16 protein-coding genes are annotated in these 25,273 nt (G+C 73.8%); 3 read left to right on the top strand and 13 right to left on the bottom strand.

Annotated elements, in window-relative coordinates:
• Window positions 1-4: 4 nt before the first annotated feature.
• From OG989_RS21145 to OG989_RS21105, 9 genes are all read right to left on the bottom strand, one after another.
• The gene (locus OG989_RS21145; RefSeq protein WP_327028170.1) at window positions 5-886 is read right to left on the bottom strand and encodes a potassium-transporting ATPase subunit C; all 882 of its coding nucleotides are present in this window, start codon (window positions 884-886) and stop codon (window positions 5-7) included.
• Window positions 886-3,072: a potassium-transporting ATPase subunit KdpB gene (gene kdpB, locus OG989_RS21140; RefSeq protein ID WP_327028169.1), complete on the bottom strand. Its 2,187-nt coding sequence runs from the start codon at window positions 3,070-3,072 to the stop codon at window positions 886-888. The genes OG989_RS21145 and kdpB overlap by 1 nt, the downstream gene beginning before the upstream one ends.
• Window positions 3,073-3,092: 20 nt before the next feature.
• The gene (kdpA, locus tag OG989_RS21135) at window positions 3,093-4,748 is read right to left on the bottom strand and encodes a potassium-transporting ATPase subunit KdpA (RefSeq protein ID WP_327028168.1); all 1,656 of its coding nucleotides are present in this window, start codon (window positions 4,746-4,748) and stop codon (window positions 3,093-3,095) included.
• Window positions 4,748-4,837: a K(+)-transporting ATPase subunit F gene (kdpF, locus tag OG989_RS21130; RefSeq protein WP_151452733.1), complete on the bottom strand. Its 90-nt coding sequence runs from the start codon at window positions 4,835-4,837 to the stop codon at window positions 4,748-4,750. The genes kdpA and kdpF overlap by 1 nt, the downstream gene beginning before the upstream one ends.
• Window positions 4,838-5,261: 424 nt before the next feature.
• Entirely contained in the window at window positions 5,262-6,398 is a 1,137-nt protein-coding gene (locus tag OG989_RS21125; protein WP_327028167.1) for a CaiB/BaiF CoA transferase family protein, read from the bottom strand.
• 174 nt (window positions 6,399-6,572) lie between these two features.
• Window positions 6,573-8,171 carry a glycoside hydrolase family 64 protein gene (locus OG989_RS21120; RefSeq protein WP_327028166.1) on the bottom strand — a complete coding sequence of 533 codons (1,599 nt, stop codon included), beginning with the start codon at window positions 8,169-8,171 and terminating at the stop codon, window positions 6,573-6,575.
• 251 nt (window positions 8,172-8,422) lie between these two features.
• Entirely contained in the window at window positions 8,423-9,412 is a 990-nt protein-coding gene (locus tag OG989_RS21115; protein ID WP_327028165.1) for a LacI family DNA-binding transcriptional regulator, read from the bottom strand.
• Between the two features lie 258 nt (window positions 9,413-9,670).
• Entirely contained in the window at window positions 9,671-10,432 is a 762-nt protein-coding gene (locus tag OG989_RS21110; protein WP_327028164.1) for an SIR2 family NAD-dependent protein deacylase, read from the bottom strand.
• 144 nt (window positions 10,433-10,576) lie between these two features.
• The gene (locus tag OG989_RS21105) at window positions 10,577-11,200 is read right to left on the bottom strand and encodes an alpha/beta fold hydrolase (RefSeq protein ID WP_327031215.1); all 624 of its coding nucleotides are present in this window, start codon (window positions 11,198-11,200) and stop codon (window positions 10,577-10,579) included.
• 434 nt (window positions 11,201-11,634) lie between these two features.
• Here OG989_RS21105 and OG989_RS21100 point away from each other — a divergent pair, with 434 nt between their 5' ends.
• The gene (locus OG989_RS21100) at window positions 11,635-12,363 is read left to right on the top strand and encodes a DUF899 domain-containing protein (protein WP_327028163.1); all 729 of its coding nucleotides are present in this window, start codon (window positions 11,635-11,637) and stop codon (window positions 12,361-12,363) included.
• Window positions 12,364-12,390: 27 nt separating this feature from the next.
• Here the strand turns inward: OG989_RS21100 and OG989_RS21095 are convergent, their stop codons facing one another.
• Window positions 12,391-13,059 carry a M23 family metallopeptidase gene (locus OG989_RS21095; RefSeq protein ID WP_327031214.1) on the bottom strand — a complete coding sequence of 223 codons (669 nt, stop codon included), beginning with the start codon at window positions 13,057-13,059 and terminating at the stop codon, window positions 12,391-12,393.
• Between the two features lie 184 nt (window positions 13,060-13,243).
• Between OG989_RS21095 and OG989_RS21090 the strand changes: the two genes are divergently transcribed.
• The gene (locus tag OG989_RS21090) at window positions 13,244-15,667 is read left to right on the top strand and encodes a low temperature requirement protein A (RefSeq protein ID WP_327031213.1); all 2,424 of its coding nucleotides are present in this window, start codon (window positions 13,244-13,246) and stop codon (window positions 15,665-15,667) included.
• An 89-nt stretch (window positions 15,668-15,756) separates the two neighbouring features.
• A complete protein-coding gene (locus OG989_RS21085; RefSeq protein WP_442791879.1) occupies window positions 15,757-19,098 on the top strand; it encodes a hypothetical protein in 3,342 nt (1,113 codons plus the stop codon).
• A 46-nt stretch (window positions 19,099-19,144) separates the two neighbouring features.
• Here OG989_RS21085 and OG989_RS21080 read toward each other — a convergent pair whose 3' ends face one another.
• The 3 genes from OG989_RS21080 to OG989_RS21070 all read right to left on the bottom strand — a co-directional run bounded on the left by OG989_RS21080 (window position 19,145) and on the right by OG989_RS21070 (window position 25,206).
• A complete protein-coding gene (locus OG989_RS21080; RefSeq protein ID WP_327028161.1) occupies window positions 19,145-21,601 on the bottom strand; it encodes a right-handed parallel beta-helix repeat-containing protein in 2,457 nt (818 codons plus the stop codon).
• 162 nt (window positions 21,602-21,763) lie between these two features.
• Window positions 21,764-22,759, bottom strand: coding sequence for a ribonucleotide-diphosphate reductase subunit beta (locus OG989_RS21075; RefSeq protein ID WP_151452723.1), 996 nt, complete (start codon window positions 22,757-22,759; stop codon window positions 21,764-21,766).
• A gap of 35 nt (window positions 22,760-22,794) precedes the next feature.
• Window positions 22,795-25,206, bottom strand: a complete 2,412-nt coding sequence (locus OG989_RS21070; RefSeq protein ID WP_327028160.1) for a ribonucleoside-diphosphate reductase subunit alpha — start codon at window positions 25,204-25,206, stop codon at window positions 22,795-22,797.
• Window positions 25,207-25,273: the final 67 nt, after the last annotated feature.

Genomic DNA, 25,273 nt, shown 5'->3' with positions numbered 1-25,273 from the left:
GCCCTCACGCGACGGGCAGCGCCTCGTCGAGGGCGAGGTTGAGGGCGAGCACGTCGACGGCGGGGGCGCCCATGAACCCGAGCACCCGGCCCCGGGTGTGCGCGGCGACGAGGCGCCGGACCGCCGCCGAGTCCGCGCCCCGCTCACGGGCCACCCGGGCCACCTGGATGTCGGCGTACGCCGGACTGATGTGCGGGTCGAGGCCGCTGCCGCTGGCGGTGACCGCGTCGGCGGGCACGGCGGGGGTCTGTGGCGCGTCGCCCCGCACCGGCACGATCAGAGCGCCGGCGGCCACGAGGTCCTCGCCGGGCCGGGCCAGCTCCACGGCCACCCCCTCGTACGCGGCGAGGAACGGGGTGGCCGGCGCGCTCTGGTTGACGCTGACGACCCGGGTGACGGTGCCGGTCAGCCCGTCGGCGCGGAACACCGCCAGCACCGCCCCCACGCCGTCGGGGGTGCAGTAGGGACGCCGGCCGTCGACGCCGTCGAGTTCGCCGACGGCGCGACTGCGGGCGCAGACCTGGCTGAGCAGGCTCCGGCTCGACGCGCGCGGGTCCACGGCGAGCGTGTCGACCACGCTCTCCGGGCCGAGGTTGGACGCCGCGGTGGCCGTCGGGTCGTAGCCGTCGCCGGCGGCCGACGGCCGGGACTGGAAGTACCGGGGCACGGGCGCACCGTCGGCATCGGTGAACGCCTGGCCGATCAGGGCGCTGCCGACCGGCCGGCCGTCGGCGGCGAGCAGGGACCCGTCCGTCCTGTCGCGCAGGCCGGGCAGCCGACCGGCGCCGACCAGGGCGAGCGGGTAGGCCAGGCCGAGCAGCACCGTGAAGACCAGCAGCGCGCGCAGCGCGGCCACGTGTGCGGAGAGCCAGGTGGGCAGACGCATCAGGAGACCCCCGGGAGGAATTGCAGGAGCAGGTCGACGAGCTTGATGCCGACGAACGGCACGACGATGCCGCCGAGGCCGTAGACCAGCAGGTTGCGGCGCAGCAGCCGCGAGGCCGACGCCGGCCGGTAGCGCACACCGCGCAGGGCCAGCGGGATCAGGGCGACGATGACCACGGCGTTGAAGACGACGGCGGCGAGGATGGCCGACTCGGGACTGGCCAGCCGCATGACGTTCAACGCGTCGAGGCCCGGGTGGATGCCGGCGAACATGGCGGGGACGATCGCGAAGTACTTCGCCACGTCGTTGGCGATCGAGAAGGTGGTCAGCGCGCCCCGGGTGATCAGCAGTTGCTTGCCGATCTCCACGATCTCGATCAGCTTGGTCGGGTCGGAGTCCAGGTCGACCATGTTGCCGGCCTCCTTCGCGGCCGACGTGCCGGTGTTCATCGCGACGCCGACGTCGGCCTGGGCGAGGGCGGGGGCGTCGTTGGTGCCGTCGCCGGTCATCGCGACCAGCCGGCCGCCCTGCTGCTCCCGCCGGATCAGGGCGAGCTTGTCCTCGGGGGTGGCCTCGGCGAGGAAGTCGTCGACGCCCGCCTCGGCGGCGATCGCCGCGGCCGTACGCGGGTTGTCGCCGGTGACCATCACGGTGCGGATGCCCATCCGGCGCATCTCGTCGAAGCGCTCCCGCATGCCGGCCTTGACCACGTCCTTGAGGTGGATCACCCCCAGGGCCCGGGCCGGCTCGCCGTCGACGTGCTCGGCGACCACCAGCGGGGTGCCGCCCGCGCCGCTGATCTCGTCGACGATCCGCCCGAGCTGCCCGGCGGGTTCGCCGCCGTGCTCGCGGACCCACCCGGTGACGGCGGAGGCGGCGCCCTTGCGGATCCGCCGGGCCGGCCGGAGCGCGCTCCCGTCGGGGTCGAGGTCGACGCCGCTCATCCGGGTCTGCGCGGTGAACGGCACGAACGTGGCGTGCGGGAGCAGACCGGGCTCGCGCTCGCGCAGCCCGAACTCCTGCTTGGCCAGGACGACCACCGAGCGGCCCTCGGGGGTCTCGTCGGCGAGGCTGGCCAGCTGCGCCGCGTCGGCGACGAAACTCGCGTCGACGCCGTCGACGGGCAGGAACCCGGCGGCCTGCCGGTTGCCGAGGGTGATGGTGCCGGTCTTGTCCAGCAGGAGGGTGTCGACGTCGCCGGCCGCCTCCACGGCCCGGCCGCTCATGGCCAGGACGTTGCGCTGGACCAGGCGGTCCATGCCGGCGATGCCGATGGCCGACAGCAGCGCGCCGATGGTGGTGGGGATGAGGCAGACCAGCAGCGACACCAGCACCACGCCCGTCACGCCGGCGTCGGTGATCGCGCCGTTGTCGGGCGCCGCCGCCTGGTGGCCCTTGGCGAAGACGCCAAGCGGCTGGAGGGTCGCCACCACCAGCAGGAAGACGACGGTGAGCGCGGCGAGCAGGACGTTCAGCGCGATCTCGTTCGGCGTCTTCTGCCGGTTGGCGCCCTCGACCAGCGCGATCATCCGGTCGACGAAGCTCTCTCCCGGCCGCTGGGTGATCCGTACGACGATCCGGTCGGAGAGCACCCGGGTGCCGCCGGTGACTGCGCTGCGGTCGCCACCGGACTCCCTGATCACCGGGGCGGACTCGCCGGTGATGGCCGACTCGTCGACGCTGGCGATGCCCTCCACCACGTCGCCGTCGCCCGGGATCAGCTCCCCGGCCGCCACCAGGACGACGTCGCCCTGCGCGAGTTCCGGCGCGGGCACCGCCTCGTCGCGGTAGGTGCCGGCCGCGGCGCCCGGCGTCCAGTCGCGCAGGCGGGTGGCCACGGTGTCCTTCCTGGCGTGGCGCAGGCTGGCGGCCTGTGCCTTGCCGCGCCCCTCGGCCACGGCCTCGGCGAGGTTGGCGAAGAGCACGGTCAGCCACAGCCAGGCCGCGACGGCGAACGCGAACGCCGACGGGTCGACCAGCGCGAGCACGGTGGTGCAGGCCGCGCCGATCTCGACGATCAGCATCACGGGGTTGCGCCACAGGGTGCGGGGGTCGAGCTTGCGCAGCGCGTCGGGCAGCGACCGCAGCAGCTGCCGCGCGTCCAGCAGGCCGCCGCCCCGGCCACCGCGTACGGCGGGGGTGCCCGCGTCGGCCCGGGCCTCGGGTGCCCGCGTGTCGACGGTCATGGTCTCTTTCCTCATCGGGGTCACAGCCCTTCGGCCAGCGGGCCGAGGGCGAGCGCGGGCAGGAAGGTCAGCGCCACGAGGATCACCGTGACGCCGGCGACCATCGCGACGAACAGGGGCCGGTGGGTCGGCAGGGTGCCCTCGGAGGCGGGTACGGGTCGCTGGCGGGCCAGCGACCCGGCCAGGGCGAGCACGAAGATGATCGGCAGGAACCGGCCGAGCAGCATGCACAGGCCCAGCGCGGTGTTCCACCAGGGCGTGCTCACGGTGATGCCGGCGAAGGCCGAGCCGTTGTTGTTGCTGGCGGAGGTGAACGCGTACAGCACCTCGGTGAGGGCGTGCGGGCCGACGTTCAGCGCGGTCGCGTGGTTGCCGGTGGCGAAGGCGGTGGCCGTGCCGATCAGCACGAGGGCGGGGGTGACCAGGAAGTACAGCGAGGCGAAGCGGATCTCGCGGGAGCCGATCCGCTTGCCCACGTACTCGGGGCTGCGGCCGACCATCAGCCCGGCCACGAACACCGTGATCACGGCGAGCACCAGCATCCCGTAGAGGCCGGCGCCGACGCCGCCCGGCGCGACCTCGCCGAGCATCATGTTGCCCAGCGTCATCATGCCGCCCAGCGCGGTGTACGAGTCGTGGAACGAGTTCACCGCCCCGGTCGACGTCAGCGTCGTCGCGGCGGCGAAGGTGGCCGAGTTCGACACGTCGAAGCGCACCTCCTTGCCCTCCATGGCGGCGCCGACGGCCTGCGGGACGGTGCCGCCCGCCGCGAGCTCGAAGACGTTTGTCAGCGCGACGCTCGCGAGCGCGAGGACGGCCATGACCGCGACGATCGCGTGGCCCTGCCGGGTCTGGCCGACCATCCGGCCGAACACGCGCGGCAGGCTGAACGGGATCAGCAGGATCAGGAAGATCTCGATCCAGTTCGTCCAGGGGCTCGGGTTCTCGAAGGGGTGCGCGCTGTTGGCGTTGTAGAAGCCGCCGCCGTTGGTGCCGAGTTCCTTGATCACTTCCTGGCTGGCCACGGGCCCGCCGGTGACCGTCTGGGTCCCGCCGGTCAGGGTGGCGACCTCGGTGCCGCCGGAGAGGTTCTGCACCACCCCGCCGGCCATCAGCACCAGCGCGCCGAGGACCGCGACGGGCAGCAGGACCCGCAGCGTGATCCGGGTCAGGTCGACCCAGAAGTTGCCCAGCTCACCGGTGCGGCTGCGGGCGAAGCCGCGGACCAGGGCCACCGCCACGGCGATGCCGACGGCGGCGGAGACGAAGTTCTGCACCGCCAGGCCGGCCATCTGCACCAGGTGGCCCATCGTCGACTCGCCCGAGTACCACTGCCAGTTCGTGTTGGTCACGAACGACACGGCGGTGTTCCAGGCGCCGTGGGCGACGACCGGGTCGAGGCCGAGCGACAGCCACAGGTGGTCCTGCCAGCGCTGGAACGCGTACAGGAACAGGATCGACACGGCGGAGAAGGCCAGTACGGCGCGGGCGTACACGCCCCAGGTCTGCCCGGCGGCCGGGTCGACCCCGACCAGGCGGTAGATCCCCCGCTCGACGCGCGAGTGCCGGGTTCCGGCGACCACCCGGTGCAGGTGGTCACCGAACGGGCGGTGGACGACGACCAGGGCCGCCACCAGGGACAGGACGAAGAGGGCGCCGGCTGTCGTGGCGGACATCAGAAGCGCTCCGGGAACAGCAGCGCGACCACCATGAACACACCCAGTCCCAGCGCCAGCACCAGGCCGACGGCATCGACGACGTTCACAGCTTCTCCACGCCCCTCACCACGAGGGCGAGTGCGGCGAACAGCCCCACCGTCACCAGGACGAACACCACGTCGGACACACTGACTCCTCTGCCGGAACCGCTCGTCACGACCGCCTTCCGGCCGTGCCGGGCAATCGAAACTCCGTGCCCGCGCGAGGGACAGGGGTCATCACGCGATCATGACGGCGGCGGCGCGTTTCTTGACGCGCTCTTCACGCGGCCGGGTTGCGGCGGTGACGCCGCTCACCGGCGCCCCCTCCGCCGGAGCACGCGGACGGGACGCGGCAGCCGGGCGAGGTCCGACAACCGGCCGGACGGGGACGGGCGTCAGCCAGGCGGGCGGACGTCAGCCAGGCGTGCAGGCGTGGGTCACTCGGGCGGGCGTCAGCCGGGCGTGCAGGCGTGGGTCACTCGGGCGGGCGTCAGCCGGCCAGCCAGTTCCGGATCTCGTCGCCGTGCTCGTCGAGGCCCGGCGGCGGCAGGTCGTAGCGCGCCGGGGTGGCGCTCAGGCCGATCGGGTGGCGGATGCCGGGCACGCCGCCGGTGGTGACGACCGGGTCCAGCCCGAGTTCCCGCGCCAGGTCGACGCCCCCGGCGACCGTGTTGATCGGGGCGCACGGCACGCCCGCCGCGCGCAGGTCCCGGAACCACTCGTCGCGGCTGCGCAGGACCAGTCGCGCGACCAGGAGGGGCCGCAGGGTCTCCCGGTTGACCGTGCGGTCCTGGTTGCGCCCGAACCGGGGGTCGTCGGGCAGTTCGGGCAGGCCGAGGACCTGGCACAGCTTGCGGAACTGGCCGTCGTTGCCGGCGATGACGACGAGGTCGCCGTCGGCGGTGGGCAGCGGTTCGTACGGGAACAGGCTCGGGTGCCCGTTGCCCATCCGGAACGGCGTCGCGCCGCCGGCGACGTGGCCGCTGGTCTGGTTGACCAGGCCGGACAGCGCGGAGGAGAGCAGGTCCACCTCGACGTGCTGGCCGGTGCCGCAGCGGTCGCGGTGGTGCAGGGCGGCGAGGATGCCGACGGCAGCGTGCAGGCCCGCGATCACGTCGAACACGGCGACCCCGGCCTTGTAGGGCGGGCCGTCCGGCTCGCCGGTGAGGCTCATCAGGCCGGACGCGGCCTGGACCACGAGGTCGTAGCCGGGCAGGTTGGCGCCGGCACCGGCGCCGAACCCGCTGATCGAGGCGTAGACGATCCGCTCGTTGACGGCGGCGACGCTGTCGTAGTCGAGGCCGAAGCGCCGCAGGCCGCCGGGCCGGAAGTTCTGGATCATGACGTCGGCGCGGCGGGCCAGTTCCCGGGCGACGGCCAGGTCGTCGGGGTCGGCGAGGTCGAGGGCGATGGACCGCTTGTTGCGGTTGACACCGAGGTAGTAGGTGGAGGTGCCCTCCCGCACGGGCGGCAGCCAGGTCCGGGTGTCGTCCCCGCCGGGCCCCTCGACCTTGACCACCTCGGCGCCGAGGTCGGCGAGGAGCATGGTCGCGTACGGTCCGGCGAGGATCCGGGAGAAGTCGGCCACGAGGATGCCGCTGAGCGGCCCGGACCCTTGCTCCCCCATCGCCGCTCCCCCTCCCGTCGACGCCACGGCCGGCGCGGCGGCGTCGTGGCACCTGCCGGGGGCGCGTGGCGATGGCAGGACCACGATGGCACAGCGGGCGAGACGGACGTCGGTCGCCCCGACGGTCCGGGCCGGGGGCGGATGGCGACGGGTCGTCGCCATCCGCCGAGCGGGTCAGCCCTTGCGCCACTTCTGGTTGGCGGTGCCGGCGCAGTCCCAGAGCTGGAGCTTCGCGCCGTCGGCGCTGTTCCACTCCCGGATGTCGACGCACCTGCCGGCCTGGATGTTGACCAGGTCACCGGTCGCGGTCAGGGTGAACCGCTGTGCGCCCGTGCCGTTGCACGTGTAGAGCTGGACGACCGCGCCGTTGCCGGTGGCGCCGCCGTCGACGTCCATGCACTTGTTGTTCTGGCTGCGCAGGGTGTCGCCGGTGAACGTCCACTTCTGCGCGGCGGTGCCGTTGCAGTTCCACATCTGCAACTGCGCGCGGTCGACGAAGTTCGAGTTCGGCACGTCGATGCACTTGTTGTTCCAGTTGCTCAGCACGGGCACCGCGCTGCCGGGGTTCCCCGGTCCGCCGCTCCCGGCGCCGAACGGGCTCAGGACGAGTCCGGCCGCGCGGGGGTCGCCGTCGTGGACCAGCGACTCGAACGCGCCGACGTCGTCGAAGGCGAAGGCGTACGCCCTGCCGTCGGTCATGTTGGCGTGGATGACGCGGGCGTAGTGGTTCGTCGGGTTGTTGCGGTAGAACTGGGCGGCGTCGGTGCTGGGCTGGGTGTCGATGGTGCCGAGCGTGCCCCGGTTCAGCGCGGCGCAGAGCGTCCGGGAGATCGGGCCGACGACCGGGTCGTTGGGTGCGGGCAGGTCCCCGTCGCAGCCCCAGACGCTCGCCGAGGAGGGCCGGTTGAAGGAGGCGACCCGCTGGCCGGCGCTGTTGGTGAAGGTCATGACGTTGCCCGAGGTCCGCCCGAAGTAGCGGGTGTTCGGCTGGTCGGCGAACGGCACCACGGTCAGCGTCCTGGTCGTGTACGCGTTCCAGGCCGACGCGATGTAGGAGTCCAGGTAGGTGGCGCTGAACAGGCCGGCGCCGGCCGCCTTGCCGGGCGCGAGGACCCGCAACACGGTCCCGTCGGAGCGGGTGTGGACCGTGTTGGCCCAGCCCGACTGGGACCGGATGCCCTCGATGATCGCGTTGCGGCCCCCGGCGACGACGTCACCGGTGCGCTTGGTGACGCCGGTGGCTCCGGTCACCGTGACCGCGTGCGGCACCGCGAACATGTCGACCTGTGAGCTGTTGAGCCACAGTCCGGCGTCGTTGTAGGTGAACTCGCTCCAGTCGAACAGGATGTCGCGGTTGGCGTCGCCGGCCGCCCATGGGGCGGGTTGCACGAGGCCGTCCGGGGTGAGGAAGAACTTGAGCTTCTCGCCGAAGGAGAAGTAGACGCGGCCGGAGAACCCGCGCGGGAAACGGATGGTCGTGCTGCCGCCGTTTCCGGGCCCCGGGATGGACGCGTCCGGCGCGGGCGACGGCGGGAGCTGCCCGCCCGACCACGGGACGAAGGTGCCGCCCTGGTTGACGTAGCCGAGGCGGCCGCTGGAGAGCTGCACGCCGATCACGTAGAGGTGGACGGCCTCACCCCGGCCGGTGCTGTTGGTGACCGTGACGGGCAGCAGCGCGGGGCCGACGGCGTGGGCGGGGGCTGCGGCGAGGGTCACCGGGACGGCGGCGACCAGCGCGGACACGGCGGCGAGCAGCCTTCTTCGAAGCTTCACGAAAGGTCCTCCTCGGGGTGGTGGGCGGCGCGAGAGAGCGCTCTCTCAGCGTCGGGCCGAGGCGGCTCTCCTGTCAATAGACACAGACCAATGCGACCCCCGCACCAGGCTCGCGGACCGTCTACTCCGGGTGGAAGGTGGCGGAGGCGCGGTCGGCGTCGCCGCGGAAGAGCGTCGAGCCGTCGTCGCGCTCGACGCACAGGGCGACGTCGCGGTGGCGCAGGTGGTGATGAAGTGGATCTCCGGCGGGATCAGCGCCGTGGCGGGGCGGCGACGCTGCGACGGGAGACCAGGGAGGGCGCGACCGTCTGCCGCAGCGGGCCGGTGATGTCGGATTCCATCTGTGCCAGCAGCAGGTCCAGGCTCGCCCGGGCGACCGCGGCGAAGTCGGGCCGCACGGTGGTCAGCGGCGGGATGAAGTACGCCGCCTCGGGCACGTCGTCGAAGCCCACCAGGCTGATGTCGTCCGGCACCCGCCGGCCGTGCTCGTGCAACGCCCGCAGCACGCCCAGCGCCAGATGGTCGTTGGCGGTGAAGACCGCGGTGACCTCGGGCATCCGGGCCAGCATCTGTCCGCACCGGTACCCCGCTGCCGCCGACCAGTCCGCCGGCAGCAGCGGCGGCAACTCGGCGCCCGCCGCCTGCAACGTCTCCCGCCATCCGTCGATCCGGCCGGCGCTGTCGAACCAGTCCGCCGGCCCGGAGACATGCCAGACCGTCCGGTGCCCGGCGTCGAGGAGGTGCTGCGTGGCGGCGCGGGCACCGGCGACCTGGTCGACCGTGACCAGGGGCACCGGACGGCGCGGGTCGCCGTCGACGGTGACCAGCGGAACGTCCTTGGGGAGCCGTTCGAGGGCCTCCCCCGCCGACTCGACCGGCGCGATCACCACGATGCCGGCGACCCGGTGCGCGAGGTGCCGCTCCACCGCCGCCGAGATGGACTGGTCGTCGAGGTCGCTCACGCTGCCGACGCTGACCGCGAACCCCGCCTCGGCGGCCGCCTGGTCCAGGGCCGCCAGCAGCGAGGCCGGGCCGTAGAGAGTGGTGTTCTGCGCGACCACGCCGATCACCTGGGACCGGCCGGTGACCAGCGCCCGCGCCGCGCGGTTGGGCCGGTAGCCGAGTTCCGCGATGGCCGCCTGGACCCGCAGCCGGGTCTGCTCGCGTACGTTCGGGTGCCCGTTGAGGACCCGGGACACCGTCTGGTGCGAGACGCCGGCGAGGCGAGCCACGTCCGTCATCGCAGGACCGCGCACGGCCACCTCACCTCTCCCGCCCGCCCCGTCCGGCGACTGCGCCACGTCCGACCTCGACGGAGCGCCTCAGTGACACGGAAACACACTCCGCCGCCAGCCGGCGCGTGTCGGACGGCCGGGGCTGGACCGCCGACAGTCTACGTCAGCGGTACGCCGGCCCTGGTGGGGCTGAACCGGCAACCGAGGCGCCTGCCCACGACATGGCCCGGCCGGCCGTCCCGCACCGGATGCTCCCGCGCGTCGTCACGCCGGATCGGCACCCCAGGCGGCGTGCACGAGGGCGGGAAGCACCTGGGCGGCCGGACCGCGCAGGTTCACGTCGGACACGGCGTCCAGGGGCGTCTCCTGCGGGTTGACCTGCAGCACGGTGGCGCCGAAGCGGGCAGCCACCTGGGGGATCTCGGCGGCGGGATACACCAGGCCCGAGGTGCCCACGGTCACCAGCAGGTCGCACGTGGACGCCGCCTCCACGGCGGCCTCCAACGCGGCGGTCGGCAACGCCTCACCGAACCACACCACCCCGGGCCGGACGGGGCCCGCGCAGTGCGCGCACCGGGGCGGAGGCACGCGCCGGCCGTCGTCCGGTTCCTCAACAGCCTCGTCCGGCATCGGCGCCGGACGGGCGCAGGCCGAGCAGCGCGGCGCGAAGAGGCTGCCGTGCAGGTGGATCGGCGCGACCGAGCCGGCGCGCTCGTGCAGGTCGTCGACGTTCTGCGTGACGACGACCGCGCCGGGTACGCGTGCCTCGATCGCGGCCACGGCCACGTGACCGGCGTTCGGGCGGGCCCGCCGCACTGTGGCGCGTCGCCACTCGTACCAGCCCCAGACCAGCGCGGGATCCTCGCGGAACGCCTCCGGCGTGGCGAGCCGCTGCGCGTCGAAGCTGCGCCACAGGCCGGTGAGGGCGTCGCGGAAGGTCGGCACACCACTCTCCGCGGAGACGCCCGCGCCGGTGAAGATCACGACGCGCCGCGCCTGCGCCAACAGCGCTGCGGCCTCCCGCATCGACCGCTCCCCCATCTGACCTGCTCCCTTCGACCCGGTCCCGCTGGGCAAGACTAGTGCGGTCTCCGTGCCGGTTCAGCGGGGCAGCGCCGGACCGCTCGCCGGCTGCGGGCCCCGGCGGGCGGACGCCACGGGTCGGGCGGTTCAGTGCTGGGCGCGGGCGGCGAGGAAGCCGTCGACCGCGGCCAGGAACTCCGCCGGCCGGCTGGCGTGCACGTCGTGCCCGGCCGGGATCGTGACGAGGGTGGCGTCGGGCATCCGGTCGACCATCTCGGCGAGCAGCTGCTGCGGGATGGGGCTGTCCGGGCCGCCGCCGACCACCAGGGTCGGCACGTCGACGGCGTCGGTACGGTCCCACCAGGCCGGGTCGGGGTCGTTGAGCTGGGCGCGGATGGCGTTGACGGCGGCGAAGTCGAACGGCGTGGGCGCGTCCGGCGGGGGCAGGGGCGGCCGTTCGAAAGCGCCCGGTCGGGGTGCTGCCACGTCCTCCAGGATCAGGTGGGTGAGTCGGTGCGGGGCGGCCTCGGCGAGCAGGATCGCCACGGCCCCACCCATGGAGTGGCCGATCACCACGCACCGCTCGACCCCCACCGCGTCGAGGAACCCGACGAGGTCGTCGCGCATCGACTCGAGCGAGTACCGGCCGGGGTGGTCGCTGCGGCCGTGGCCGCGCAGGTCCAGCGCGTACACCCGGTGCCTGGCGGCGAGCGCGGCCAGGACGCCGTGCCAGTCGCGTTCGTCCTCGCCGAGGCCGTGCAGCAGCACCATGGGTGGGTCGGTCGAGTCGCCGGCGACGCGATAGGCCAGGGCCACTCCGTCGACCGTGACGGCCCGCAACGCCCCGATGTTCGACTCGTCCACGCGCCACACCGTATCGCCGGGGCCGGCGAGGCGTCGCCCCCGACCGCTGGAGGGCCGGGTGCGGGCGGCTCCCCGTCGTCGAGCGTGGGCGACGAACGCGACGCGCGGCCTTATTCGATAGTGCGCACTTCACCGACTCACGCCGGTGCCGTTTTCCGGCACGCGGACCGGCCGGGCGTCGAGGGCGAACAAGCCGACCTGCGAATTTGCTCCACCGGCCGGCGCGAATCGCCGGAACGGTATCCGGAAATGGGAATCCCACGACACCGGGTGAGGCTGGTGTGATCGCGTACGGCCCGACAAGAATGGGCCAGGCGCTCCAGCGGAAAGGCGTGTCGTCCATGATTGCACCGAAGGTCGTGTCCCGGGACGAGTGGGTCGACGCCCGAAAGGAACTGCTCGACCGCGAAAAGGAGATCACCCGCCTGCGGGACAGGGTCACCGCACTCCGGCGCGAACTGCCGGCGGTCGCCGTCGAGAAGGACTACTCCTTCACCGGTCCCGCCGGCGCCGTCCGGCTGCCCGACATGTTCGAGGGACGACGACAGTTGATCGTCTACCATTTCATGTTCGATCCGGAATGGGCCGAGGGATGCACGAGCTGCTCCCTGCTGGTCGACAACTTCGGGCACCTCACGCACCTGCACGCCAGTGACACGACACTCGCCGTGGTCTCCCGCGCGCCGTTCACGACCCTCGCGGCCTTCAGGAGCCGGATGGGCTGGCGCTTTCCCTGGTATTCCTCGCACGGCAGCGACTTCAACTACGACTTCCACGTCACCATGGACCCGGCCATCGCCCCGGTGGAATACAACTACAAGGACGCCGAGACCCTGGCGGCCCAGGGCCTCACCCACCACCTGCAGGGCGAGGCCCACGGCCTGAGCGTCTTCGTCCGCGACGGCGAACGGGTCCTGCACACCTACTCCGTGTACGGCCGCGGCCTCGACCCGCTGCTGAACACGTACAACTATCTCGACCTCACGCCGCTGGGCCGGCAGCGCTACGTCAACGAGTTCCCCCACCACGACACCTACGACACGGACGCGGCCGGCAGCCACAGCCACTGACCACCCGCCGCCGACCGGCGGCGTCGGTCATTCGGGCACGCAGTTGTTGCTCTTGCGCCTGACCGTGTACTCGGTGTCGTCGTGGGTGATGCCCGACGGCGCCCCGTCGAAGTAGGCCTCGACCTTCTCCCAGCCCCGGCGCTGCTCGTAGTGCAGGTGCGGCGCCCCGGAGTTGCCGGTGCTGCCGACCCGCCCGATCTGCTCACCCTGGGCGACCCGCTGACCGACCCGGACCAGCGGCGGTTCGAGCAGGTGCAGGTACTGCGTCTCCCACTTGCCGCCGTGGTCGATCTTCACCCAGTAGCCGCCGCCGCGGCCACGCGGCCCGTCCGGGTCGTCGGGCGTACGGCCACCGAGCGATCCGTTGATCCCCGCCACGGTGACCTCCCCCGCGTAGGACGCGAGCACCGGCCGCCCCCACGCCCTGCCCTCGGTCGGGAACAGGTCCACGTCGTAGTCGTCGTGACCGGGATAGGTGCCCAGTTGCCACGTCTCCCCGCACGCGACGGGAAGCTGGAACAGCGGGCGCGGGCCCGCCGGCCGCACCAGCGGCACCACCACCGCGGCGACGAGGACGGCGACGGCGAGGACCACCGCGGCCGCGCCGGAGACGAGCGCGATCCGGGTGCGGCGGCTGCGGACGCGGCGGTGGGTGCGGGGGGTGGTGGGGCGACCGGTCGTCACCGGCCCGAGCATGGCAGACACCGGCAAGGCGCCCCTCCCCGGGCGGCCGGCGTCACCCGCAGGCCCTTCGACGGTATGGCGGACCAACGCGGCGGTCGACGACCCGCACGCCCGACGGCTCCCCGGACGCACCAGGCGCGGCTTCGGGGATCCCGCGTGGCGCCCGCCCGCCGGTTGGCAGAGTGGGCGGGTGGCGATGAGCGCGTCGGGGGCCGGGCGGATCCGCGCCGCGGTGTCCGGGCGGATCCAGCCCGGTCCGGGCGGGGTGACACGCCTGGAACTGTTCCTCGACCTGGTCTTCGTCTACGCGTTCTTCAACGTCACCGCGCTGATGTCGGCGAACTTCCACCCCGTCGGGCTGTTCGAGGGGTTCCTGGTGGTCGCGCTGCTGTGGCGGTGCTGGGCGTCGTACGCCTGGTTCGGCAACACGGTGCGCTTCGACCGGGGGATCATGCCGCTGGTCGTCTTCGGGGCGGCGGCCGGCATCTTCGTGGTCGCTGTCACCCTGCCGGTGGCGTACGCGGACCGGCCGGGTGGCCGGTGGGGGCCCCTCGTCTTCGCCGTCGCGTTCGTCCTGGTGCGCCTCGTGCCGGTGGCGGTCACCACCCTCGCCGGGCTGAACGCCGGCGACCGGCCCCTGTTCGCCCGACGCGCGTGGTTGCCGCTGTGCGTCACCTCGCCGCTGCTGCTGGCCGCCGCGTCCCTGCCGGCGCTGCTGCCGGACCGGCCGCCGGTGCGCCTCGCGCAGGTGGTGCTGTTCACCGTGGCCACCGCCGTCGACTACGCCGGCCTGGCGGGGCTCGGCTCGGGCGACTGGCGGATCGGGTCCGTCGGGCACTGGGCGGAACGGCACAGCCTGATCGTGCTCGTCGCCCTGGGCGAGACGATCATCTCGATCGGCACCAGCCGGGGACTGGTGGGCGACCCGCCGATCACCTGGTCGGTGCTCGGCGGCTCTGCCCTCGGCGTCCTCGTGGTGATCATGCTGTGGTGGACCTACTTCGACCTCGCCCGGTTCGCCGCCGAACAGTCGCTGCGGCGTCTGCCCGGCGGCGCCACGTCGCTGGTCGGCCGCGACGCCTACGCGCTGCTGCACCTGCCGATGGTCGGCGGCCTGATCCTGCTCGCGCTCGGCCTCAAACACGCCCTGAGCGCGACGGAGGTGAGCACCGCCGGCCGCTGGGGCACGGGCAGCGTGCTCGCCCTGCACGGCGGGGCGCTGCTCTACCTGCTCGGGCTGCTGGCCTTCGAGAAGCGCGGGTTCGACCTGGTGGGGCGCAGTGTCGCGCTCGGCATCGGGCTGCTGCTCGCCGCCGCACCGGTGGCCCTGAATGCGCCGGCGCTGGGATCGCTGGCGATCCTCGCCGCCTGCCTCGGCACCGCCGTGATCGCCGACCGTACCGTCTTCGCCGGGCGGCACCGCCGGCTGCACGAGGCGGTCGCCGGCACGGTGCGGCGGGTGACGGCGGTCCGCCCCCACCAACTCTTCCTCGACCTGATCGTCGTGTACGCGTTCATCCAGATCACCGTCCTGGTGACCCGTCAGCCGTCCCCGGCGGGGCTGGCGCAGGGCCTCGGTGTCCTGGCCCTGCTCTGGTGGTCCTGGTGCATGTACGCCTGGCTGGAGAGCGTGGCGCCCCGCGTCAGCACCCTGGTGCGGGCGACGGTGCTGGCGGCGGGCGCGTTGACCTTCGTGCTCGGCGTCGCCATCCCGCAGGCGTTCAGCCGCGTTCCCGGTGGGCTTCCCGGCCCGCTGATCGTGGTGGCCTGCTACGTGGCGCTGCGGGCGCTGCACCTCGCCGCGCTCTTCCGGGTCGCGAGGGGCGATCCGGTGCTGCGGGCCCAGGCGGCCCGGGCCGCCGTACCCACCGCGGCGGCGCTGGCGCTGCTGGTGGGCGCGACGCTGACCTTTCCCCCGCTCGGTCGGCCGATCCCCCCGGCCACCGCCGTGTGCTGGACGGCCGCGGTGGTGGTGGACCTGGCGGGCGGCTACCTGACCAGCGCCCGCGACCAGGGGATCCGCTCCATCGGGCAGTGGCCGCACCGGTACAACCTCGTCGTGCTCGTCGCCCTCGGAGAGGGATTCATCTCCACCGGCGTCGCACTGGCCGACACGTCGATCTCAGCGGCTTCCCTGGTCACCGTCGCGTTGATCGTCACCCTGCTCGCCGCCCTGTGGTGGACGTACGTCGGCACCGACCGTGTCCTCGACCGGCGGCTGTCGCAGGTGTCGACCGGCCCTCGCGGCGCGGCCCTGGCCCGGGACGTCTACACCTACCTGCACCTGTTGACCGTCGCCGGTCTGGTCCTGGTCGCCCTCGGCCTGACGACGGCGCTGGCCCAGGCGGCCCAGCGGCCGGGCGCGCCGCTGGCGTCGCTGGGACACGCCGCCCTGCACGGCGGCGTGCTCGTCTTCCTCGCCGCCGACCAGCTGATCTGGCGACGCGCGACGGGCCGGTTCTGCCGGCGACGGATGCTCGGGCTGCTGGTGGTGGCGCTCGCGGCTCCGGCGACCGCCGCGCTGCCCAGCCTCGCGTCGCTGGTGCTGCTCGCGGCGGTCGGCGTCGCGGTCGCCACCACCACCTCGCTGCCCGCCGTCGCGCCGCCCGGCGGCCCTTGACCGGTGGACCGGCAGGACGGTGGTCGTCGCCAGGCGCCGGGCGGATAACGGGTCGGCGGGGCGGCCCCCCGACCGCCACAATGGTCGGCGTGCGGAGATCGACACGACGGCTGCTCGGCGAACTGGACGCGCTGGCCCACCCGGAGCGGATGGCGACGCTCGCCCGTCGCGCCCGCGAGGCGGCCGCCACGGGGGAGCTGCCGGAGACCCTGGCGGACCTGCGCGCCGAGGCGTCGTCGTACCACCGGTTCCTGGCCGTCACCGCCGCCGAGATCGTCGGCGACCACGCGGCGGTGCGGGCGGCGCTGGGCGACCGGCACGGCACGATCCGCGCGGTCGCCGTGAAGGCGGGCCTGCGCGCCGGCTGGCTCGCCGGCGACGACCTGCGCGCACTCGTCCGGGACGCGCCGGCCGACCTGCGGCACCTGGTCTACCGGTCGCTGCGGCACCTGCGCCGGCCGGCGGTCGCCGACGACCTGGTCGACGGCGTGCTGGGGCGCTTCGGGGCCGTCGAGGCGGTCGCCCTGCTGCCCGCCTGCAGGGCGGACACCGTCCGCCGGCTGCTGCCGGTCGTCGAACACGCGTTGCCGGGCTCGGTCTGCCTGGCCCGTCGCCACGGCGACGTGGTGCTCGACCACGCCGAGTCGACGCTGCCCCACCTCCAACCCGACGAACGGGACCGCTGGTGGACGGCGCACGGCAAGAGGGTCCTGGTCGCCGGCCGGCGCCGACCGGAACGCGCGCTGACGCTGCTCGAACGGTACGCGCCCACCGGGCACCTCCCCGGCGACCTCGCGTACTACGGCCCGCTCGCCGCGTCCGCGCCACGACGGGTGCTGGCCCTGCTGACCGCGCCGTCCCGCGCGGACTGGGTGGCTTACCAGTGGCTGCCCCCGGCGCTGCTGCGCCGGATCGCCCGGCTGCCGCAGGCGGACCTGGTCGCGCTGGGCCGGCGGGTACGCGGCCACAACAACGCCCTGGACCGGCTGTTGGGGGCGCTACCCCCGGCGCGCCGGGGCGACCTGTACGACGCCGTGTTCGCCGACGTCGAGACGGCCACCCGGATCCCCGACGCGTCGCTGATGGAGGTGCTGCCGCACGACTGGCGGGAGCGGGAGGCACGTCGGGTGCTCGCCCTCGACGACGTCCGCCACGACGAGGCGCAGGTGCGGTCGTGGAGCGCCCTGCTGCCCTGGCCGGCGGCGTCGGCGGCGCTCACCCCCGCCCTGCGCGCCGCCGACGCGCACGACCGGGCCGTCGCGTACCAGCTGCTCCTGGCCGCCGCCCGGCGCAGCCGCCACCCCGCGGCGGCGGCCGAGGCCCTGACCAGGCTGGATCGGCTGCGCAACGAGCAGGACCCGGTCCGGGCCGTGGCGCTGACGGAGCTGGCGGACCTGGCCCCGTTGCTGCGCGCGGACGCCGTCGAGGCGCTGACCCGGATCACCGTCGACGCCACGACCACCCGCGACGCGTCGACACGCACCCTCGCCGCGCTCGGCACCCTCGCCGCCCGGGTGCTGGGTCGGCACGTCGACGAGCCGGCCCTGCTGCGGTGGGCGTTGGACACGCTCGACCGGCTCTTCGGCGGGCACCGGCTGCCGCCGCTCGGGCGGTTCGACGAGACGCTGCGCCGCGGCCAGGAGACGCTGGTCTTCGCCCGGCTCCGCGGATGGATCGAAGCCGGTGTGGCCCGGGGGCAGTTCACCGCGTTGTTCGCGGTGACCCGGGCCCTGGGGCGGCGGGCGTGGCAGCTGCCCGAACTCCAGGAGCTGCTGCGCCGCGCGACGACCCCCGGCACCGTGGCCGCCGTCGTGCGGGAGGCCGTCGAGCTGTGGCTGGCCGACCCGAGGACCCGGGCGCAGCGCGTGGCGTACGTGCTGGACTCCGACAGCTCCACCGTCACCCTCCCCACGGTGTGGCGGACCGTCAGCGCCCGACGTACCGACCTGCTCGACCGGGTGCTGCGTCACCCGCCGAAGGGGGCCTTCCTCACCGCCGGCACCCGCTGGATTCCGGGCCGACCGGTGCGCGTCGAGCGGTGGCTGCCCCGCCAGCAGGAGGCGTTCGTGCGGCTGCAGGCGCGCCTCGCCGCCGACGCCGGCACCCCGCTGCACCACCGGGCCGCCGCCGTACGGGCCGCCGCGCGGGTGCCCGACGCCGGGCGGGAGCTGGTGCTGCGTCACGTCGGCTCGCCGAACGTGACCCTGGCCGAGGCGGCCCTGGAGGCGCTGCCGTGGACCGACCGGCCCGCCGAGGCGCTGCCGCTGCTGCTGTCGCACGCCGACGACGATCGGGCCAGGGTCGCCCTGTACGCCGCCACCCGCGCCGTCCGCTTCACCCGCCCGGCCGACCTGGTGGCCCCGCTGTCCGGCGTCGCCCTGGGGCGGGGCAAGGTGACCAGCCGCAAGCAGGCGGTCCGGCTGCTCGGCCGCTTCGGTCCCCCGGAGGCGATGGCGGTACTGGTGTCGGCGTGGCGCCAGCCCGGCCAGCACCGCGACGTACGGGCCGCGATCGTCGACGCCGCCCGGCAGCGGCTGCACGCGCCGGAGAGCTGGCCGATCCTCGAGGAGGCGATCGTCGGGAGCCGGGAGGAGTCGCTGGCCGTGCTGGCGACCCCGCCCGGCGGAATCGCCGCACCGGATCGCCCCCGCTACGCCGCCCTCGTCGCCCGGGCCTGCGCGAGCCCCGACCGGGAGCTCAGCCGGCTGGCCTGGCCCCGGCTCGTGCACTGGCTGCCCTGGGCGCCCGACCTCACCGGCCTGCTCACGGCGGCGCTCACCGACCTGGGCGGGCAGTACGACTGGCAGTCGGTGCGCCCGATGCTGACCGCGGTGCTCCGTCACCCGGACCGCGCCGAACGGGAGGTGCCCGTCGCCGCGCTGGACGCCCTCGTCCGGATCGACGGCGCCGACGCGGACCTCGGTGGCCCCGCCGGGGACCGCCTCGCCCGTCGGCGGATCGACGACATCGTGGCCACGGCGTCCTGGACGCTCGGGCCACTGGCCGACCCGGCGCCGGTCCGGCGGGCGGCGGCGGAGTTGGGCCGGCACCGCGCATACGTTGCCCAGGCGGGCACCCTGCTGACCAGCGCGCTGCCGTTGAGGGACACGACGTCGGCGCGGCTCACCGCCGAGATCCTCACGATCGCGGAGCTGGTGGCGGGCCGGCCGGCGCTCGCCGCCCGGCTCGCCCACCTCCTCGCCCAGCGCACCGCCTCCCCGACGGCCCTGGACGCCGAGCCGATACTCGACACGGCTCGTACGCTCGCCGCCCGGGGTGAGGCCGCCACCGGCCTGTTCGCGGTGGCACTGGCCGCCGGCGGCAGGGCGTTCGGTTGGTCCGCTCCCTGGCGCGACGTGCTCCACCTGCTGCGCGGGCACCCGGTCGCCGATGTCCGCGACGCCGCCTTCGACATCTCGATGCAGGCGTGATCCAGGCCGGACCGCACCGATGGCGCGGGTCAGCGGCGGTTCGCGGTCAGTCGTCGGCGGCGGGGATGTCCTGCGGCAGCAGCGTCCGCAGCTGCTCGGCGGTCGGCGCCGGTACGTCCCCGAGCCGTCCCGCCTGCCGTTCGATCATCGCGTTGAACAGCTTCCGCGCGCCCCGGCCGTTGCCGAACACCGGGTCGCGGACGGCCTCGACGAGCCGGTCCAGCAGGGCGTCGGCGGTCGGCCCGGTCAGGTCGTAGCCGTGCTGCCCGGCCAGCGCGGAGATGATGGCGAGCAGCTCGTCGGGGGCGTAGTCGACGAACTCGATGGTCTTGGTGAACCGGGACGCGAGGCCGGGGTTGGTGGCCAGGAACTGCACCATCTCGTCGGAGTAGCCGGCGACGATGACGACCGTCTCGTCCCGGTGGTCCTCCATCAGCTTCACCAGCGTGTCGATGGCCTCCAGCCCGAAGTCCGAGTTGGTGCCGAACGTGCGGGCCAGCGCGTACGCCTCGTCGACGAAGAGCACCCCGCCGAGGGCCCGCTCGAAGGCCGCGGCGGTCTTCAGCGAGGTGCTGCCCAGGTACTCGCCCACCAGGTCGACCCGCGCCACCTCGACGACCTGCCCCTTGGTGAGGACGCCGAGCTGCGCGAGCAGCCGCCCGTAGATCCGCGCGACGGTCGTCTTCCCGGTGCCCGGTGAGCCGGCGAAGACGAGGTGCCGGCTCACCGGCGGCACCGGCAGGTTGGCCCTGCGGCGCTGTTCGCCGACCCGGATGAGCTGGACCAGCGTCCGCACGTCCCGCTTGACCGCGGCCAGGCCGATCATGCCGTCCAACTCCGCCAGCACGGCGTCGACGTCGACGTTGGCCGACGTCGGACGGGCGGGCACGCCTGCCTCGTCGGCGGAGCCGGCCCGGTCCCCGGGAGCCGGTACGACCGGGGCGGCCGGCTGTTCCGGGGCGGTCACCGACACCCGCGCACGGTCGGCGCCCCGGACGGACTCGCCGGCCACGTCGACGAACTCGCACCGGTCGACCAGCACCGGGGCGTCGGTCTCCACCTGCACGCCGTCGCCGCCGCAGGCGCGCAGCGTGCTGGCCCGCAGGGTCAGCCGGGACTGCTCCCGCAGCAGCATCCCGGAACCGGTGGTCCCGGTGACCGTGCTGGCGGTGAGGTGCAGGGCGGCCTCGCCCGCCCCGGTCACACCGACGGTGCCGCCGGAGAACACCGCGTCGGTGAGGGTGACCGCGATCGCGTCGGTGCCGACCAGCCCCACCGGGGCGTTCTCCACCCGGACGTTCGTACCGGTGAGCCGGCCCGCTCCCCCGGCGGCGATCCCGCTGCTCGTCGCGCCCCGGATGGTGGCGCCGTCGAGGCGGACGTCGGCCTCGACGGCGCCGTCGAGCACCACTCCCGCCTCGCCACCGTCGACCGTCAGGTCCGTCAGGGTCGGGTCGCCGCCCTGCACGATCACCCCGTAGCGGCCCGGAGCCTCGATCCGCACGCCGGTGTACCGGCCGGCGGCGGCCCGGACCAGCAGGGCGTCCTCCCGCGCCCGGCGCAGGACGCCGCCGCGCACCAGCGGCGCCGCCCCGTCGACCACGGCGATCGCGGGCAGCCGGCTGGCCGTCACGTCGCAGTCGGTGAACGTGCCGCGCGCACCGCTGACGTAGATGCCGTTGCGGCCGACGCCCTCGATCCGGCAGCGACGCACGTCGGGCTCGGCGCCGCCGGAGACCTCGACGCCGCAGCCCTCCAGGTCCGTCAGCTCGCACTCCTCGACCAGCCCGCCGGCGGACCCGCTGAACACCAGCCCGCTGCCGCGTCCGCCGGAGACCCGGCACCGCCGCACCGTCGGCCGGGAGCGCCCGCCTGCCGTGACGGCCCCGATGCGTACGCCCGTGAAGTGGCAGTCCTCGACGGTGCCGCCACCGCCCTCGAAGGCATCGAAGCCCCGGTCGGTGTCCCGGACATGGCAGTGCCGCACGGTGGGCTGACTGTCCCGTTTGGACAGCACGGCGTACTCGTCGAGGTCCCACAGCCGGCAGTTCTCGACGACCCCGCTGCCGTCGACGAACGCCACGCCCCGACGCATCCCGCTGACGTCGCACATCCGCACGTGCGCGGTGCTCCGCTCGCAGAGCACGGCGTTGAAGGCCTGCCCGGTGACGACGCAGGACTCGATCGTCAGGCTGGCGCGGAGCGCCGACACCGTCGCCGGCGCGTCCGCGCTCCACGTGCGCAGGGTCAGCCCCTGGAGGACGACCTGAGCGTCCTCGCAGTACACGGCGGGGGCGGCGGCGCCGCTCTCCACCAGCACCGGTGGCCCGCCCGGTACGGCCGCGCGGATCGTGACCGCCTTGGCCCGTACGACGACCTGCCCGTCGTAGCGGCCCGGCTCCACGACGACGACCGCGCCGTGCGGTGCCGCCGCCACCGCCGCCCCGATGTCCCGGTAGGCGTTCGCCCTGCTCAGCGAGACCAGCAGCGTCGGCACACCCACTTGACCCGTCCCCCCGCCCAGGCCGCGCCACCGACGGCGGCGAGGCACCAGGAGCATAGATCGGGCCTGCCCCCGTTCGCGGCCACGGGGGCCGCGAACGGGGGGCGCCCACGCCCGTCCGGTCCCGGCGCGACGGCCGCACGGCCTGCGCGGCCCCCGTGCTCAGAAGTCGTCGTCGAAGGCCACCGTGCCGCTCACCCCGACCTGGTACGCCGACACGCGTCGCTCGAAGAAGTTCGACAGCTCCTGGACGTCCTGCAACTCCATGAACGCGAACGGGTTGGTCGACCCGTAGTGGGCGGGGATGCCGAGCTGCGCGAGCCGCCGGTCGGCGACGTGTTGCAGGTACTCGCGCATGTCGACCAGGGACAGCCCGGGCACGCCCTGGCCGAGCAGGTCCTCGGCGAACTGGACCTCGCACTCGACGGCCTCGGCGAGCATCTGCCGCACCTGAGCGGCCAGCTCGTCGTCGAACAGGTCCGGCTCCTCCCCCCGTACCGTCTCCACCACGTCGAAGGCGAAGGCCATGTGCATGGACTCGTCGCGGAACACCCAGTTGGTGCCGGACGCCAGGCCGTGCAGCAGCCCCCGGGAGCGCAGGAAGTAGACGTAGGCGAAGGCGCCGTAGAAGAACAGCCCCTCGATGCAGGCGGCGAAGCAGATCAGGTTGAGCAGGAAGGCCCGCCGGTCCTCCCGGGTACGCAGCTGGCGCAGCTCGCCCAGCGAGTCGATCCAGCGGAAGCAGAACTCGGCCTTGCGCCGGATCGACGGGATGTTCTCGATGGCCGCGAACGCGGCGAAGCGTTCGGCCTCGTCGGGCACGTAGGTGTCGAGCAGGTTCAGGTAGAACTGGACGTGCACGGCCTCCTCGAACAGCTGCCGCGACAGGTAGAGCCGGCCCTCCGGCGAGTTGACGTGCTGGTACAGGTTGAGCACGAGGTTGTTGGCGACGATGGTGTCGCCGGTGGCGAAGAACGCGACGAGGCGGCTGACCAGGTGCCGCTCGGCCGGGGAGAGCCGGTCGAGGTCGGCGAGGTCGGCGTGCAGGTCGACCTCCTCCACCGTCCACGTGTTGCGGATGGCGTCGCGGAAGCGATCGAAGAAGTGCGGGTAGCGCATCGGGCGCAGGGTGAGATCCATCCCCGGGTCGAGCAGCATGTGTGTGGTCCTCGGTTCGCTGGTGGTCGGGGTGGTCACTGGCAGGCCTCGCACGACTCGGGGTTCTCCAGGGAGCAGGCCAGCGCCTCGTCCACGGTCGCCACCGGCGCGACGACACCGGCGGCACGGGCCGGTCCGACCGGCGCGACGGTGGCCTGCTGGATCCGGGTGGCCGGCCGCGACCGCAGGTAGTACGTCGTCTTCAGCCCGGCCTTCCAGGCGTACAGGTACATCGAGGAGAGCTTGCCGATCGTCGGCGCGGCCAGGAACAGGTTCAGCGACTGCGACTGGTCGATGTACGGGGCGCGGGCCGCGGCCAGGTCGATCAGCGCCCGCTGCGGCAGCTCCCACGCGGTACGGAACAGCTCCCGCACCTCGGCCGGCAGTTCCGCGACGTCCTGCACGGAGCCCTCGGCGCGCTTGATCGCCGAGCGGATCCGCTCCGTCCACAGGCCACGCGCCTTCAACTCCCGCACGAGGGCGGTGTTGACCTGGAGGAACTCCCCCGACAGGGTCTCGCGCTTGAACAGGTTGGACACCTGCGGCTCGATGCACTCGTAACAGCCGGCGATCGAGGCGATGGTGGCCGTCGGCGCGATCGCCACCAGCAGCGAGTTGCGCAGCCCGTACGCGGCGACGCGCTCCCGCAGCGCGCTCCACCGCGCCGTCTGGGTGCCCGTGACGCCCCACAGGTCGGGTTGCAGCTGCCCGCGCGCCGCCCGGGTCTGCCCGTACGCCGGGTGGGCGCCCGAGCGTCGCGCCAGGTCGGCGGAGGTCTCCAGGGCCGTCAGGTACAGCTCCTCGCTGATCCGGGTGGACAGCTCCCGGGCGGCCGGCGAGTCGAACGGCAGCCGCAGCGCGAAGAACACGTCCTGAAGGCCCATCAGCCCGAGCCCGACGGGTCGCCAGCGGGGGTTGCTCGCCGCCGCCTGCGCCGTCGGGTAGTAGTTGATGTCGATGACCCGGTCGAGGTACGTCACGGCGGTCCGGACGGTGGCGCGCAGCCGCTCCCAGTCGATGCCGTCCGCGCCCAGGTGGGCGGCGAGGTTGACCGAACCGAGGTTGCACACGGCGGTCTCGGCGTCGCTGGAGACCTCGACGATCTCGGTGCACAGGTTGGACAGGTGCACCACGTTGCCCGCCTCGGCGGTCTGGTTGCACAGCCGGTTCGCGGCATCCTTGAACGTCATCCACCCGTTGCCGGTCTGGGCGAGGGTACGCATCATCCGCCCGTACAGCTCCCGCGCCGGGACCTGCCGCACGTAGCGGCCCTGCTCCTCGGCGGCCCGGTACGCCGCGTCGAACTCCGCGCCCCACAGATCCGGCAGTTCCGGCACCACATCCGGGTCGAACAGCGACCACACCCCGTCGGACTCGACCCGCCGCATGAACTCGTCCGGGATCCAGTTGGCCAGGTTCAGGTTGTGGGTGCGCCGGGCGTCCTCGCCGGTGTTGTCGCGCAGTTGGAGGAACTCCTCGACGTCCGGGTGCCACGGCTCCAGGTAGACGCAGGCCGCGCCCTTGCGCCGGCCGCCCTGGTTGACCGCCGCCACCGAGGCGTCCAGCGTCCGCAGCCACGGCACGATCCCGTTGGACTGCCCGTTGGTGCCCCTGATCAGCGCGCCCCGGGAGCGGACCCGGGAGAATGCGATGCCGATGCCCCCGGCGAACTTCGACAGGTTCGCCACCTGCGCGTACCGCTGGTAGATCGAGTCGAGCTCGTCGCGCGGGGAGTCGACCAGGTAGCAGGAGGACATCTGGGTGTGCCGGGTGCCGGAGTTGAACAGCGTCGGCGAACTCGGCAGGTACGCCAGGCTCGACATCAACCGGTAGAACCCGATCGCCTCGTCCGGTGCCTGCGACAGGCCGCAGGACACGCGCAGCAGCCAGTACTGCGGGGTCTCCAGCACCAGCCGGCTCGTCGGGTGGCGCAGCAGGTACCGGTCGTAGACCGTACGCAGCCCGAAGTACTCGAAGCGCAGGTCGCCGCGCGGGTCGACGGCGGCGTCGAGGGCGCCGGCGTGGGCGGCGACGAAGGCCGCGGTGTCGTCGCCGATCAGGCCCTCGGCGTGGCCGTGCCGGATCGCCTCGCTGAAGGAGCCGATGCCCTGCCGGCGGACCTCCTTGTCGACGTACCCGGCCAGCAGGCGGGCGGCCAGCCGCGAGTACTGCGGCTCCTCACCGATCATCTCCGCGGCGGTCTGGATGGACAGCCGGTCCAGTTCGGCAGTCGTCGCCCCGTCGTACAGGCCGCTGATCGTCCGGGTCGCCACCCGCAGCGGGTCGACGTCGGCGAGGTCGTCGGCCCACCGCTCGACCGCGCGGACGATCCGGTTGACGTCGACCGCCTCGGTGCCGCCGTCGCGCTTGCGGACCCGCATCTGCGGCCGCCGCTGGCCCACCACGACCGCATCGTCGGCCGGAAAAACCTCGGTGACTGTCACCACTCACTCCTCGCGAGCCTTGATCCCAGACGGATTTCCTGGGCACGCGGGGAGCGGACACCGACGACGA

Origin of the sequence: Micromonospora sp. NBC_01740, from assembly GCF_035920365.1 — a bacterium.
GTDB lineage: Bacteria > Actinomycetota > Actinomycetes > Mycobacteriales > Micromonosporaceae > Micromonospora > Micromonospora reichwaldensis.
Note: the sequence above shows the minus strand (reverse complement) of the source record. Positions and strands in the feature narration are given on the sequence as shown.

Bases quoted from the DNA above. Each gene is read 5' to 3' on its own strand.
- kdpA (WP_327028168.1), bottom strand. From the start codon at position 4,748: ATGTCCGCCACGACAGCCGGCGCCCTCTTCGTCCTGTCCCTGGTGGCG.
- OG989_RS21090 (WP_327031213.1), top strand. From the start codon at position 13,244: ATGAGCGCGTCGGGGGCCGGGCGGATCCGCGCCGCGGTGTCCGGGCGG.
- OG989_RS21095 (WP_327031214.1), bottom strand. From the start codon at position 13,059: ATGCTCGGGCCGGTGACGACCGGTCGCCCCACCACCCCCCGCACCCAC.
- OG989_RS21075 (WP_151452723.1), bottom strand. From the start codon at position 22,759: ATGCTGCTCGACCCGGGGATGGATCTCACCCTGCGCCCGATGCGCTAC.
- OG989_RS21145 (WP_327028170.1), bottom strand. From the start codon at position 886: ATGCGTCTGCCCACCTGGCTCTCCGCACACGTGGCCGCGCTGCGCGCG.
- OG989_RS21110 (WP_327028164.1), bottom strand. From the start codon at position 10,432: ATGCGGGAGGCCGCAGCGCTGTTGGCGCAGGCGCGGCGCGTCGTGATC.
- OG989_RS21105 (WP_327031215.1), bottom strand. From the start codon at position 11,200: ATGGTGCTGCTGCACGGCCTCGGCGAGGACGAACGCGACTGGCACGGC.
- OG989_RS21115 (WP_327028165.1), bottom strand. From the start codon at position 9,412: ATGACGGACGTGGCTCGCCTCGCCGGCGTCTCGCACCAGACGGTGTCC.
- OG989_RS21125 (WP_327028167.1), bottom strand. From the start codon at position 6,398: ATGGGGGAGCAAGGGTCCGGGCCGCTCAGCGGCATCCTCGTGGCCGAC.
- OG989_RS21100 (WP_327028163.1), top strand. From the start codon at position 11,635: ATGATTGCACCGAAGGTCGTGTCCCGGGACGAGTGGGTCGACGCCCGA.
- kdpB (WP_327028169.1), bottom strand. From the start codon at position 3,072: ATGACCGTCGACACGCGGGCACCCGAGGCCCGGGCCGACGCGGGCACC.